Annotated in this window: 13 protein-coding genes; 6 read left to right on the top strand and 7 right to left on the bottom strand. The window is 64.5% G+C overall.

From position 1 onward, the window contains the following. Window positions 1-90 precede the first annotated feature (90 nt). On the bottom strand, window positions 91-2,970 hold the full coding sequence (locus PO78_RS00290; protein WP_043383450.1) for a 2-oxoglutarate dehydrogenase E1 component: 2,880 nt from the start codon (window positions 2,968-2,970) through the stop codon (window positions 91-93). A gap of 290 nt (window positions 2,971-3,260) precedes the next feature. Between PO78_RS00290 and PO78_RS00295 the strand changes: the two genes are divergently transcribed. From PO78_RS00295 to PO78_RS21820, 4 genes are all read left to right on the top strand, one after another. Continuing rightward, window positions 3,261-4,358: an AI-2E family transporter gene (locus tag PO78_RS00295; RefSeq protein WP_231570573.1), complete on the top strand. Its 1,098-nt coding sequence runs from the start codon at window positions 3,261-3,263 to the stop codon at window positions 4,356-4,358. 420 nt (window positions 4,359-4,778) lie between these two features. Next, on the top strand, window positions 4,779-5,375 hold the full coding sequence (locus PO78_RS00300) for an IMPACT family protein (RefSeq protein ID WP_043383465.1): 597 nt from the start codon (window positions 4,779-4,781) through the stop codon (window positions 5,373-5,375). 129 nt (window positions 5,376-5,504) lie between these two features. Beyond that, the gene (locus tag PO78_RS00305) at window positions 5,505-5,738 is read left to right on the top strand and encodes a hypothetical protein (protein WP_043383469.1); all 234 of its coding nucleotides are present in this window, start codon (window positions 5,505-5,507) and stop codon (window positions 5,736-5,738) included. A gap of 41 nt (window positions 5,739-5,779) precedes the next feature. Then, window positions 5,780-6,079 carry a helix-turn-helix domain-containing protein gene (locus tag PO78_RS21820; RefSeq protein ID WP_052484328.1) on the top strand — a complete coding sequence of 100 codons (300 nt, stop codon included), beginning with the start codon at window positions 5,780-5,782 and terminating at the stop codon, window positions 6,077-6,079. Here the strand turns inward: PO78_RS21820 and PO78_RS00315 are convergent. Further along, window positions 6,076-6,852: an SIR2 family NAD-dependent protein deacylase gene (locus PO78_RS00315; protein ID WP_043741181.1), complete on the bottom strand. Its 777-nt coding sequence runs from the start codon at window positions 6,850-6,852 to the stop codon at window positions 6,076-6,078. The two genes, PO78_RS21820 and PO78_RS00315, sit on opposite strands and share 4 nt — an antisense overlap. Before the next feature lie 23 nt (window positions 6,853-6,875). Next, window positions 6,876-7,631, bottom strand: a complete 756-nt coding sequence (gene rlmB, locus PO78_RS00320; RefSeq protein ID WP_043741184.1) for a 23S rRNA (guanosine(2251)-2'-O)-methyltransferase RlmB — start codon at window positions 7,629-7,631, stop codon at window positions 6,876-6,878. A 194-nt stretch (window positions 7,632-7,825) separates the two neighbouring features. Between rlmB and sstT the strand changes: the two genes are divergently transcribed. Next, on the top strand, window positions 7,826-9,040 hold the full coding sequence (sstT, locus tag PO78_RS00325; protein WP_043741186.1) for a serine/threonine transporter SstT: 1,215 nt from the start codon (window positions 7,826-7,828) through the stop codon (window positions 9,038-9,040). A 121-nt stretch (window positions 9,041-9,161) separates the two neighbouring features. Here sstT and PO78_RS00330 read toward each other — a convergent pair whose 3' ends face one another. Together PO78_RS00330 and PO78_RS00335 are read right to left on the bottom strand one after the other, a co-directional pair. Continuing rightward, on the bottom strand, window positions 9,162-9,410 hold the full coding sequence (locus tag PO78_RS00330) for a DUF3297 family protein (protein ID WP_042416452.1): 249 nt from the start codon (window positions 9,408-9,410) through the stop codon (window positions 9,162-9,164). Window positions 9,411-9,489: 79 nt separating this feature from the next. Further along, window positions 9,490-10,173 (bottom strand): ABC transporter ATP-binding protein, encoded by a 684-nt coding sequence (locus PO78_RS00335; RefSeq protein WP_043741191.1) that lies wholly within the window; start codon window positions 10,171-10,173, stop codon window positions 9,490-9,492. Window positions 10,174-10,192: 19 nt separating this feature from the next. Between PO78_RS00335 and PO78_RS00340 the strand changes: the two genes are divergently transcribed. Beyond that, a complete protein-coding gene (locus tag PO78_RS00340; protein WP_043741195.1) occupies window positions 10,193-10,852 on the top strand; it encodes an arylesterase in 660 nt (219 codons plus the stop codon). Here PO78_RS00340 and PO78_RS00345 read toward each other — a convergent pair. After that, complete coding sequence (locus PO78_RS00345; protein ID WP_042416460.1) at window positions 10,809-11,645, bottom strand: DUF2189 domain-containing protein; 837 nt, start codon at window positions 11,643-11,645, stop codon at window positions 10,809-10,811. The two genes, PO78_RS00340 and PO78_RS00345, sit on opposite strands and share 44 nt — an antisense overlap. 171 nt (window positions 11,646-11,816) lie before the next feature. Continuing rightward, entirely contained in the window at window positions 11,817-13,055 is a 1,239-nt protein-coding gene (locus tag PO78_RS00350; RefSeq protein ID WP_043741197.1) for a PLP-dependent transferase, read from the bottom strand. Window positions 13,056-13,083 lie beyond the last annotated feature (28 nt).

Below are 13,083 nucleotides of genomic sequence, written 5' to 3' on the forward strand. Positions count from 1 at the left end.
AGCTGGGGGACTTTAACTTCTACGATTGCCATTTTGAATTCTTTCCAAAAAGTGGGGGACGCCCCTGCCTAAGCAGGGGTTGTGCCTGGATTACTTGGTCAGGACAAAGCCTTTGAGCTTGGCGAACGCGGCTTCCACCAGGTTCTTTTGCTGCTCAGCGTGCAAGTGGGCATAACCCACAGCTGGCGATGCAGAGGCTGCACGACCGGCGTAACCCAGCTTCTGGCCTTCTTGCATGTTCTCGTAGATGTTGTGCTGGATAAAGAACCACGCGCCTTGGTTTTGTGGCTCGTCCTGGCACCACACCAGTTCCTTGGCATTGGCGTACTTCTTGACTTCGGCCTCGAAGGCCTTGTGCGGGAAGGGGTACAGCTGTTCCACGCGGATGATGGCGACATCGTCCACTTCCTTCTCGGCACGCTTCTTCACCAGATCGTAGTAGACCTTGCCGGAGCAAGCGATGATGCGCTTGACCTTGTCGGCCTTGGCAACGACGGCGGCATCGCGCTCTGGGATCACGGTCTGGAACCCACCGGAGGTGAACTCGGTCAGCGGCGATGTCGCATCCTTGTTACGCAGCAGCGACTTGGGCGTCATGATCACCAAAGGCTTGCGCAGGTTGCGCACCATCTGGCGACGCAGCACGTGGAAGATCTGGCTGGCCGTGGTGGGCTGCACGATCTGCATGTTGGTGTCGGCCGCCAGTTGCAGGAAGCGCTCCAGACGCGCCGAGCTGTGCTCGGGGCCCTGGCCTTCGTAGCCGTGGGGCAGCATCATGGTCAGACCGTTGACACGGCCCCACTTCACTTCGCCGGAGGCGATGAACTGGTCGATCACCACCTGGGCGCCATTGGCGAAGTCGCCGAACTGGGCTTCCCAGATCACCAGGGTGTTGGGATCGTTGGAGGCGTAGCCGTATTCAAAGCCCAGCACTGCCTCTTCGGACAGGATGGAGTCGATGACGACGAAGGGCGCCTGGTTCTCGGCCACGTTCTGCAGCGGGATGTAGGTGCCTTCGTTCCACTTTTCACGCTTTTGATCGTGGATCACGGCGTGGCGGTGGGTGAAGGTGCCACGGCCGCAGTCTTCACCAGACAGACGCACGGGGTAGCCCGAGGCCACCAGCGATGCGAAGGCCATGTGCTCACCCATGCCCCAGTCCACGTTGACTTCGCCGCGGCCCATGGCGGCGCGGTCGTCCACCACCTTCTTCACCAGGGAGTGGGGGTTGACGGTCTCGGGCAGCGTGGTGATCTTCTCGGCCAAACGCTTCCATTCGGCCAGAGGAATCGCGGTATCGCCGGCATCGGTCCACTTCTTGCCGAGGAAGGGGCTCCAGTCGACCGCGTACTGGCTCTTGAAGTTGGTCAGCACCACTTCCTGGGTGTGACGGCCTTCGTCCATGGCAGCGCGGTAGGCCTTGGCCATGTCGTCACCCAAGGTCTCGCCCAGGCCTTGGGCTGCCAGCTTGTCAGCATACAGCTTGCGCGTGCCAGGGTGGGCCGCGATCTTCTTGTACATCAGAGGCTGGGTCAGCGCAGGCGTATCTTGCTCGTTGTGGCCCAGCTTGCGGAAGCAGACGATGTCCACCACCACGTCCTGCTGGAACTCCATGCGGTAGTCCAGGGCCAGTTGCATGCTCAGTGCCACGGCTTCGGGATCATCACCGTTCACGTGCAGCACGGGCGACTCGACCATCTTCACGATGTCGGTGCAGTAGGTGGTCGAACCCTTGTCGCGGGGGTCAGAGGTGGTGAAACCGATCTGGTTGTTGATGATCAGGTGCACGGTGCCGCCGGTGGAATAACCACGGGTCTGCATCAGTGCCAGGGTTTCCTGGTTCACACCTTGGCCGGCGAAAGCGGCATCGCCGTGCACCAGCACAGGCATCACCTGCTTGCCTTCGGGGTCGTTGCGACGGTCCATGCGCGAACGCACCGAACCTTCGACCACAGGGTTCACGATTTCCAGGTGGGAAGGGTTGAACGCCAGCGACAGATGCACGGGGCCGCCGATGGTCGACACGTCGGAGCTGAAGCCCTGGTGGTACTTCACGTCACCTGCGGGCAGATCTTCGGGCGCAGTGTGCTCGAATTCGGCGAACAGGTCCTTGGGCATCTTGCCCAGGGTGTTGACCAGCACGTTCAGACGGCCACGGTGGGCCATGCCGATGACCACTTCCTGGACACCCTTGGCACCGGCCGCATTGATCAGCTCGTCCATCGCCACGATGAAAGACTCCCCGCCTTCCAGCGAGAAGCGCTTCTGGCCCACATACTTGGTGTGCAGGTAGCGTTCCAGGCCTTCGGCCGCAGTCAGGCGGTCCAGGATGCGCTTTTTCTGGTCGGCATTGAAAGCAGGCTTGGAGCGGATGGACTCCAAGCGTTGCTGCCACCAGCGCTTTTGCACCTGGTCGGTGGTGTACATGTACTCGACACCGATGGTGCCGCAGTAGGTCTCGCGCAATGCGTTGAGCAACTCGCGCAAGGACATGGTTTCCTTGCCGAAGAAGGTGTTGCCCACGTTGAACACGGTTTCCTGGTCGGCATCGGTGAAGCCGTAGAACGCAGGATCGAGTTCAGGAATTTCAGGGCGCTCGGTGCGCTTGAGGGGGTCCAGATCGGCCCAGCGTTGGCCGACGTTGCGATAGGCCGCAATCAGCTGTTGTACCGCGGTGCGCTTGCGCCCGAGTTCGGAGTCGGCACCGGAAGCCACGACCACCTTGGTGCCGCCTTGCTTGGCGCGCTCAGCGAAAGCATTGATGACGGGCTGGTGGGGAATGTCTTTTGCGTTGGATCCATCGACTGCAGGAACGTGCTGCAGGGCGTCGAAGTATTCGCGCCAAGAATCGGGAACGCTGCCAGGGTTGGCCAGATAGTTCTCATACATTTCTTCGACGTAAGGGGCATTGCCGCCGAAGAGATAGGTGTTGCCTTGGTAGGCTTGGTAGACAGTGGGCTGATCGCTCATATTCCGCTGACCTTCGCTTTCCTGGAGAAAGCTTTAGCTGGTTGGTAAACCTCCCGCGACACGGCTGTACCGATTGGCGGATGCGACTGTGGCAAAGGAAGGGCCTGTTGTTGCTGCGCCATTGTGCCATCGAAAGCACAATTCGTTTGTGAAGGTCTTATGTAAGAGTTGAGGAATTTCATCGTGCATTGCAACAAACACGTGCCTGAAATGCTCCTCAAAACATATTTCTTATGTAAAACCGCTTGCAGCATAGTTTCGGCAATAAGCAAGTCGCGTACAGTCTGCGCTTGAACATCGCACCAGCCGAGCCCCTCAGCACCATCCATCTGGCCATGCCCTCTGAAAAGACCACCAACCGCACCTTCTTGCTTCTCTTGATTGCAGTCAGCGCGGGATTCGGCGTGATTCTGTGGCCCTTCATCGGCGCCATCTTCTGGGCGCTGGCGCTGGCCATCCTGTTCCACCCACTGAACAAGCGCCTTTTGCAGCGCATGCCCAGCAAGCCCAACCTGGCCACCCTGGTCACTTTGGCGCTCTGTCTGCTGGGAGTCATCCTGCCGCTGGTGCTAATCGCCACCTCCGTGGTCAGCGAAACCGTGATCATCTACAACCGCATGTCGACGGGGCAGCTGGACTTCGGCACCTATTTCCAGCAGATCAGTGCCGCCATGCCCGCATGGCTGAACGATTTGCTGCAACGCATCAACCTGGCGTCAACCCAGGAAATCCAGAGCAAGCTCTCCAGCGTGGCCGCCGAAGCCGGCAAGCTGATCGCGGGCAAGGCCGTGGAACTGGGCCAGAACACGCTGGGCTTTGTGGTGAGCTTCGGCATCATGCTGTACCTGCTGTTCTTTCTGCTGCGCGACGGCACCCGCCTCGCACAGCGCGTGCGCAACGCCATTCCCATGGAGCGCGAGCACAAGCAGGCACTGGCCGACAAGTTCGCCACCGTCATCCGCGCCACCGTCAAGGGCAACCTGGTGGTTGCCTGCGCCCAGGGGGCACTGGGCGGACTGATCTTCTGGATCCTGGACATCCAGGGCGCCGTGCTCTGGGGGGTGCTGATGGCCTTCCTGTCACTGCTGCCCGCCGTGGGTGCCAGCCTGATCTGGGGGCCGGTCTCCATCTACTTCATGGCCACCGGCAGCGTCACCCAGGGCCTGGTGCTGGCCACCTACGGCGTGGTGGTGATTGGGCTGGTGGACAACATCCTGCGCCCTATCCTGGTTGGCAAAGACACCAAGCTGCCTGACTACATCGTGCTCATCACCACCTTGGGGGGCATGTCGATTTTCGGGCTCACCGGTTTCGTGATCGGCCCGGCCATCGCCGCCCTGTTCATCGCCTGCTGGGAAATCTTCAGCCCGCAGCAACCGGACGAGTAAGCCCACCCATCAAAAAGCCGCCCTCACTGGCGGCTTTTTTGCGGGAATCTCACGCTCACCACTCCCCGATGCTGCGCACCAAGTGGTCCAGGTCACATGGCGTGGGGCCAGCCTGGGCCTGGGTTTGCACTGCCGGCGGTGCATCGACACCCATCTGCGTCACATTGGAGGCTTGCCCCTGCTGCAACGGCACAGGCAGTGGCTGGGGCTGCGTATGGTGGCGGCCAAAGGTGTGACCGGACAACAGGCTGTGGGTGGCAGGTGGTGTGGACATGGCGGCACGCTCCTTGAGCTCGACTGTAAGAAGCCTGAACGACCGACGCCGTAGGACAAGGTTCACAAGGACTGTCGCTGGGGCCTAGGCATAACCCTCACCCACTCGCCAGCGCAGCCCCCGGATTCCTTTAAGCTTGCCGCCCTATGCCGCAAACGATTGCCCGCCCAGCCCACAGCGAACTGCTCATCAAAAAAAGCCGCTTCATCGGTTGCGTGCAACCCATGCACGATCGCGCCAGCGCCCAGGTGGTGGTCGATGCCCTGCGCCAGGCCCACCCCGGTGCCGCCCACGTTTGCTGGGCCTTGCTGGCCGGCGGCCAGTCGGCCGCGGTCGATGATGGCGAGCCCAGCGGGACCGCAGGCCGCCCGATGCTGGAAGTCTTGCGCCACCACGACCTGGAAGGCGTGTTGGCCACCGTGGTGCGCTATTTTGGCGGCGTCAAGCTGGGTGCCGGGGGCTTGGTGCGCGCCTACACCGACAGCGTGGCCCAGGCCTTGCTGCAGGCCGAAAAGATCACCTTGCAGCGCATGGTGACGCTGCAGTGCAGCCTGCCCTATGCCCTGGAGGGCTGGCTGCGCCGCGAACTGGAGCAGGCCGGCGCCCAGTTGCAGAACATCCGCCACCACAGCAGCGTGGACATGCAGTGGAGCATGCCCCAGCCGCACAGCGCAGCCCTGGTCCAGCACCTCAACGACGGCGGCCAGGGGCGGATTGCCTGGCTACCCTACTGGCCCGATTGATTCCAAGGCCCCGCCCCGCCGGCCTGCGCGTATCGGCCAAACAAAGCGGGCAATCGGTTTTTTATTGATCGACCGCAAGATGGGCTCCACTTTTAGAGTTCAGGCATTCCTACCGGACCCTGCCTGACCATGGATTTACGCTACGCCACCGCCCTTCGCAACGCCACCAACGCCTGGGCGCAGAACCGCGTCACCGACAGCCTGACGTTGCAGGAGCTGCGCCGCTCCCCCAACCAGCAGCAGCAACCACAACGCGACCATCCCGCCACGCCGGGCAGCGCTGCGGCCACACCGATGACGCACACCCAACCCGAGCTGGCGCGCTACGGCAACCTGGGCACACGCCTCAACGTATTTGCCTGAGGCCGCCGACCACGGCGTCCAAACCGGATTACAGTCGTGGCATGAGCACCACCCCAGCCACCGCCGAAGACCACCACAAACCCGCCTACCCCCTGGTCACCGCCTTAACCGCCATCCGCAAGGCCCGCCAGATGACCCAGGCCGAACTGGCCGAGCATGCCGGGCTGTCGCGCATGACGGTGCAACGGCTGGAAAGCAACGGACTGGACCCACGGCTGTCCACCCTGCAGGAAATGGCCCGCGTGCTGGAGCAGGAACTGGTGACCATCCCCCGGCACCTGCACGGCAGCTTCCACGAATGGCTGGCCGCGCAAACCGCGCACGGCAAGACCCACCCTTAAAGGCACCCCTCATCCAGCCGCAGCAGTTGTGGCAAGGCCTGGGCCGCCGTGGCGCGCACGCAGGCATCGGCCAGCATGTCCAGCTCGGTCGCATCGGGGTTGACCACCACCACACGCGCACCCTGCTGGTGGGCTTGAAAGACCAGCCCCGCTGCCGGGTAGACCACGCCCGAGGTGCCCACCACCAGCATCAGGTCGCAGGTTTGCACCGCGGCTTCCGCCTGCGCCAGGGCCGCCGCCGGCAGGTGCTCGCCAAACCAGACCACGCCGGGGCGCACCGGGTTGCCGCATGCGGGGCAGGACGGTGGCTCGCCCCCACGCTGCACGGCAGCCTCCAGATCGCACTGCGGACACACCGCGTCCAGCCATTGGTGGACCAGCAAATCCCCGTGCAGGCAGATCACGCCGGGGCTGCCCGCCCGCTGGTGCAGGCCATCCACGTTCTGCGTCACCAGTTGCAGCTTGCCCGGGTGGTGGCGGGCAAACTGCGCCAGCGCCCGGTGCGCGGCATTCGGCTGCACTGCGGACACCAGGGCACGCCGGTGGGCGTACCACTGCCAGACGCGCTGCGGGTGGGCACGAAAGCCCGGCTCCGACGCCATCTCCTGCGGATCGAACTGCGTCCAGATGCCGGTTTGCACGTCGCGGAACGTGGGCACCCCCGACTCGGCACTGACGCCCGCGCCGGTCAGCACCGTCACTTGCCGCGCCTGCTGCAACCAGGCGCGCACCTGCCGCAGAATTTCAGTGTTTTCAGGCTCTGACGCAGGCATAGCAAGCGCTGACAGCTATCTTTTTACGCTGATACCTGGCGCTGGCGCACGGCCTCGTACAGGCACACGCCGCTGGCCACGGACACGTTCAGGCTTTCCACGGCACCTTGCATGGGAATGCTGATCAGCTCGTCGCAGGTCTTGCGGGTCAGCTGGCGCATGCCGTCGCCCTCGGCGCCCAGCACCAGGGCCACGGGGCCCTTGAGGTCCACCTGGTACAGGTGCTTGTCGGCATCACCGCTGGTACCGATGATCCAGATGTTGCGCTCCTTGAGCTCCTTGAGCGTGCGCGCCAGGTTGGTCACCATGAAGTACGGCACGGTCTCGGCCGCGCCGCTGGCCACCTTGGCCACCGTGGCGTTGATGCCCGAGGCGTGGTCCTTGGGTGCGATCACGGCGTGCACGCCCGCACCGTCGGCCACGCGCAGGCAGGCGCCCAGGTTGTGCGGATCGGTCACGCCATCCAGCACCAGCAGCAAGGGGTTCTGCACTCCGCTTTCTTCCAGGTCGTCCAGCAGCTCATCGAGTGTGCGCGTGTCCTTGACCTCTTCCACGCGCGCGGCCACACCCTGGTGGCCGTGGCTGCCGGCCAGCTTGGCGATGCGCATGGCATCGGCTTCGATCAGGCGCGCACCGGCTTCCTTGGCTTTTTCCAAGAACTGGCGCATGCGCGCATCGCGGCGCGTGCCTTCGTAATAAATTTCAATGATGGATTGGGGCGCTGTCTTCAGACGCACGCCGACGGCATGAAAGCCGAAAAGCACTTTGGGGGACGACATAGGGCAGCGATTATCCCGCTTCGCAGCCCTGCGCCAAGGGCCGCACACAGATACCTGTAGAGCGGGCTTCGATTCATGCCGGTGCATGGCCTTGGCACTTCATAGCGCCAAGTTATGAACTCATGCACCAGACAAGGAATCACGAACTCCCTACACTTGCGCACTTTCCCGACTTCGGTGCACGCTTTTTCATCATGTTCCACCCCCTGCTGCGCTGGTCCAAGCAGACCAGCATCGTCACGCAAATCGTCATCGGCCTGGTGCTGGGGATTGCGTTGGCCCTGATCTGGCCGGACGCCGCCCTGCGCGTCGAGCTCTTGGGCACCCTGTTCATTTCGGCCCTCAAGGCCGTGGCGCCTGTCCTGGTGTTCGTGCTGGTGATTGCCGCCATCAGCAACCAAAGCCCCGGCCAGACCGGGCACCTGCGCCCCATCCTGGGCCTGTACCTGATCGGCACCCTGACCGCCGCCATCGTCGGCGTGACGGCCAGCATGCTGTTTCCATCCACGCTGGTGCTGCAGGATGCGGCCTCGGGCATGGCCGCCCCGGGCGGCATCGGGGAAGTGCTGGTCCAGTTGCTCAAGAGTGCCGTGGCCAACCCGGTCAACGCCCTGCTGAATGCCAACTACATCGGCATCCTGGTGTGGGCCATCGCCATCGGCATCGCCCTGCGCAAGGGCGCGGACAGCACCCGCCAGGCCATGGCCGACCTGTCCAGCGGCATCACCCTGATCATCCAGGCCGTGATCCGCCTGGCGCCGCTGGGCATTTTCGGCCTGGTGGCCTCCACCGTGGCCACCACCGGCACCCAGGTGCTGGCTGGGTATGTGCACCTGCTGGCGGTGCTGCTGGGCTCCATGCTGTTTGTGGCGCTGATCGTCAATCCCCTGATCGTGTGGTGGCAGATCCGCCGCAACCCCTACCCGCTGGTGTGGATGTGCCTGCGCGAAAGCGGTGTCACGGCCTTCTTCACCCGCAGCTCTGCCGCCAACATCCCCGTGAACCTGGCCATCGCCAAGCGCCTGAACCTGGATGAGAACACCTACAGCGTGGCCATTCCCCTGGGTGCCACCATCAACATGGCCGGTGCGGCCATCACCATCAGCGTGCTGTCGCTGGCAGCCGCCCACACCCTGGGCATCGCGGTGGACATGCCCACGGCCATCCTGCTGTGCGTGGTGGCCTCGGTCTGCGCTTGCGGCGCCTCGGGCGTGGCCGGTGGATCTCTGCTGCTGATTCCCCTGGCCTGCTCGCTGTTCGGCATCTCCAACGATGTGGCCATGCAGGTCGTCGCCATCGGCTTCATCATCGGCGTGCTGCAGGATTCCGCCGAAACGGCGTTGAACTCCTCGACCGACGTGCTGTTCACCGCCGCAGCCTGCATGTCCCAGGAGCAGCGCCAGGGCTGACGCTGGCCGCACACCCGTCGACCAAGGCCCCTGCACAGGGGCCTTTTTCATGGGCACCCCATGCCTGCGCCCACAAAAAAGCAGCCCGAAGGCTGCTGCAGGGGGCTGGGCCGATTCGTACTCAGCGGTAGTAGGCTTCCACCGTGCCCTTGAGTTTGATCAGCAGCGGACGGCCCTTGCGGTCCAGGGTCTTGCCGGCCGGCACCTTCACCCAGCCTTCGCTCACACAGTATTCCTCCACATCGTTGCGGTCCTTGCCGTTGAAGCGGATGCCGATGTCGTGCTCGAACACGGCCGCCACGAAGAACTTGCTGCTGGGGTCGATCGACAGGTGATCGGGCAATTCTGGGCGGGCGATAGCGTCAGTCATAAAAATTTCCAGGTCTGCGGGCACAGGGCCCCAATTCACGAATGCGGCGATTGTCGTGCATTTGGCAATGCCCTGGCACTCACACCAGGCGCCCGGCCTCGATGGTCAGGGTGCGCTCGCACTGCGCGGCAATCTCGCGGTCGTGGGTGACCAGCACCAGGGTCGTGCCCAGCTCGCGGTTCAGCGACAGCATCAGCGCCATCACCGCTGCCCCGGTGGCGAAGTCCAGGCTGCCCGTGGGCTCGTCCGCCAGCAGCACGGCCGGCTGCACCACAAAGGCACGCGCCAGGGCCACGCGCTGTTGCTCCCCGCCGGACAGCAGCTTGGGGTAGTGCCCCAGGCGCTGGCCCAGCCCCACGCGCTGCAGCATCTCGCTGGCCTGCTGGCGCGCGCTGCGCACGCCAGCCAGCTCCAGCGGCAACATCACGTTTTCCAGTGCCGTCAAGTTCGGCAGCAGCTGGAAGCTCTGGAACACAAAACCCATCTTCTGCCCGCGCAATCCCGCGCGCGCATCCTCGTCCAGTGCAAAAATGTCCTGGCCCTGCAGGCGCACCGTGCCCTGCGTGGGGGTGTCCAGCCCGGCCAGCATCGACAGCAAGGTGCTCTTGCCCGAGCCCGATGCCCCCACGATGGCTGCGGTCTGTCGGGGCTGCAGGCTGAAATGGATATCCCGCAAAATCTCCAGCGCTCCTGTGGAGTCGCTCACGGTTTTATGCAGGTGCTCGACTTCGATCACCGGGGCAGACATCAATTCAGCAGACATGAAAGACCTTATCGCTAGCATGCAAGACGCACAAACAAAGAAACACCGCCGCCACTTTATCGCGTCCTCGCTGGCCCTGGGCCTGTCCACCCTGGCCAGTGGCGTGCAGGCGCAGGCGCGCCCTGCCAAGCATGTGCTGGTGGTCGGGGATTCGCTGAGCGCCGAATACGGCCTGGCGCGCGGCACGGGCTGGGTGGCCCTGCTGGCGCAGCGCCTGGCGCAGCACCAGCAGCCGGTGCAGGTCACCAATGCCAGCGTCAGCGGCGACACCACCTCGGGCGGGCGCGCGCGGCTGCCAGGCCTGCTGAGCCAGCACAAGCCCAGCGTGGTCATCATCGAGCTGGGGGGCAACGATGCGCTGCGCGGCCTGCCGCTGTCCGGCACGCGCGACAACCTGCGCTGGATGACCCAGGCGGCGCAGGAGGCCGGCGCCAAGGTGCTGCTGCTGGGCATGCAGATGCCGTCCAACTACGGCCGGCAATACGCCCAGGATTTTGAACAGCTGTTTGCCAGCGTGGCGCAGGAGCGCAAGGCCGCGCTGCTGCCCTTCTTCCTGCAGGGCGTGGCCGATGGCAAGGACCCGCTGGCCCTGTTCCAGGCCGACCGCATCCACCCCAACGCCCAGGCCCAGCCGCTCATGCTGGAGAACGTGTGGCCGGTGCTGCGCCCTCTGCTGTGACCGGCTGCGATCCCACGCAGGCCCGGTAGGCGTGCCAGCTGGCGCAGCCCAGCCATGGCCCCACCACCACCAACGGCCACTGCCAGGGCACCAGCAAGGCAGCCGCCACCAGCAGCACGATCAGCCCCCCCCACAGCACCAGCGCCCCGGTCTGCGTGGTCACCACGCGCAAGCTGGTGATGGCGGCGGTCATGGCATCGGTGCCGCGGTCCAGCATCATCGGCAGCGAGACGACGGTGCTGCCGAACACCAGGGCCGCAAACACGCCGCCAACGGCGGCGTAGACCGCGATGAATTCCCAGTTGTCGACACTGAACAAGGCCTGGACCACGCCGGTGGTCGACGGCATGCCGGTGTTGAAGAACACGGCAAACACCACCAACGAAGCCCGGCCCCACAGCAGCTCCAGCACGATGAGCACCAGCACCAGCATGCCCATGCTGGCCAGTTGCTTGTCCCAGCAGGTGATGGACTGACCCAGGTCCGGGGCCAGCCCCTGCTCTAGGCGGCGGCTGGTGTCGTACAGCCCCATGGCCAGAAACGGCCCCAGCAGCAGGCAGCCGCTGGCCAGCGACATGGTGTATTCCGGGCTGGCCCGAAACACCCAGGCCAGCGCCAGCGCCATCAGCCAGAAACAGCTGCCGTAGAACAGGGCCACGCCCCAGGCGCGGCGGATATCACCCCAGCCGGCGGCCAGCCAGCGCAAGGGTTCTTGCCACCCGACGCTGCGGATGACGATGGGCGCGCCTTCGCTGGCGGCGACCACATGCACGGGGGAATCCGGTGTTGCCATGGCTGTCCTCCTGTGGGAGACAGGAAAACATAGCCAGCCGCAGGCGTCAATCTGCGGAAAACCCCCGATAAAAAAATAGCGGCTGGCGCACCTCCAACAAAGGTTTCAGAGATATTTCACTCTGAAAACCAATATGAATAAGCGCCAGCAGCTCCTGTTTTTCAGACGACCTCAGTCCTGCCAGGGTGTGCCGAAGGCCCGTTGCCACGCCTGGGACAGGTCTTGCAGCAGGTCCTGCGTGTCTTCCAGCCCGACGCAAAAGCGCACCACGGAGCCGGCCTGCAGGCTGCCGCGCCCGCCGCTGCGCATGCTGTCGATGTCATACGGCACGACCAGGCTCATCGGCCCGCCCCAGCTGTAGCCCAGGCGGAACAGCTGCAGGCTGTCGCAGAACTTGTCGATGGCGGCACGGTCGTAGCGCGGGTCGATCACCACGCTGAACAGGCCCGCGGCCGCGCCCTGGCCCTGGTTGGCGCCACCGCACAGCTGCTGCCAGTGGGCATGGCCGGGCGCGCCGGCAAAGGCCGGGTGCAGCAGCTGCACCACGGCACTCTGGCGCTGCAGCGCCGCCGCCAGGGTGCGGGCCGACAGATCGTGCGCGCGGTAACGCAGGGCCACGCTGGACAGCGAGCGCAGCACCAGCTCCGCATCGTTGGCCCCGATGCCAATGCCCAGGCGCATGTGCGTCAGCTTGATGCGCATGTGCAGGGCCGCGTCCGCCGTGATGATGCTGCCCATCAGCACGTCGCCACCGCCACTGGGGTACTTGGTCAACGCGTGCGCGGACACATCCACCCCCAGGCTGCCGCCATCGGCCAGCAGATCGAACGGCTGGAAGGCCAGGCCCGCACCCCAGGTGTTGTCCAGCGCTGTGGTCACGCCGCGCGCGCGGCAGGCCTGGACCTGGGCGATCAGATCGGGGAACTCCATGCTCACGCTGCCCGGGGCCTCCAGCCACACCAGCGTGGTCGCCGGTGTGATCTTGGCCTGCAGGTCGGCCACATCCATGGGGTTGTAGAGCACCGGGCGGATGCCCCAGCGGGTCAGCTCGTGGTCGGCAAAATCCTTGTTCGGGCCGTAGGCGTTGTCGGGAATCAGCACCTCATCGCCCGCAGACAGCAGGCCCAGGGCCACGGTGCTGATGGCGCTCAGCCCGCTGGGCACCAGCAGGCACTGCTGGCCGCCTTCCAGGCTGCACAGGCGCTCTTCCAGTTGGTAGGTCGTGGGGGTGCCATGCAGGCCATAGGTGTAACCGCTCTTGTCCAGCCAGCGGCGCGTGCGCATGTCCTGCACGTTGTCAAACAGGACGGTGGAAGCCTTGTGCACCGCCGGCTGCGGCGCGGAGAAAGCGGCGGGGGCCTGGTACGCGTGGTGTACCAGCTCGGTCGTGATGTGGCGTGCTTGCTTCATGCCCACATGTTAAGCCGCCCACCGCGCG

Origin of the sequence: Thauera sp. SWB20 (assembly GCF_000831325.1) — a bacterium.
In the GTDB taxonomy this organism is placed as follows: Bacteria; Pseudomonadota; Gammaproteobacteria; order Burkholderiales; family Rhodocyclaceae; genus Thauera; species Thauera aminoaromatica.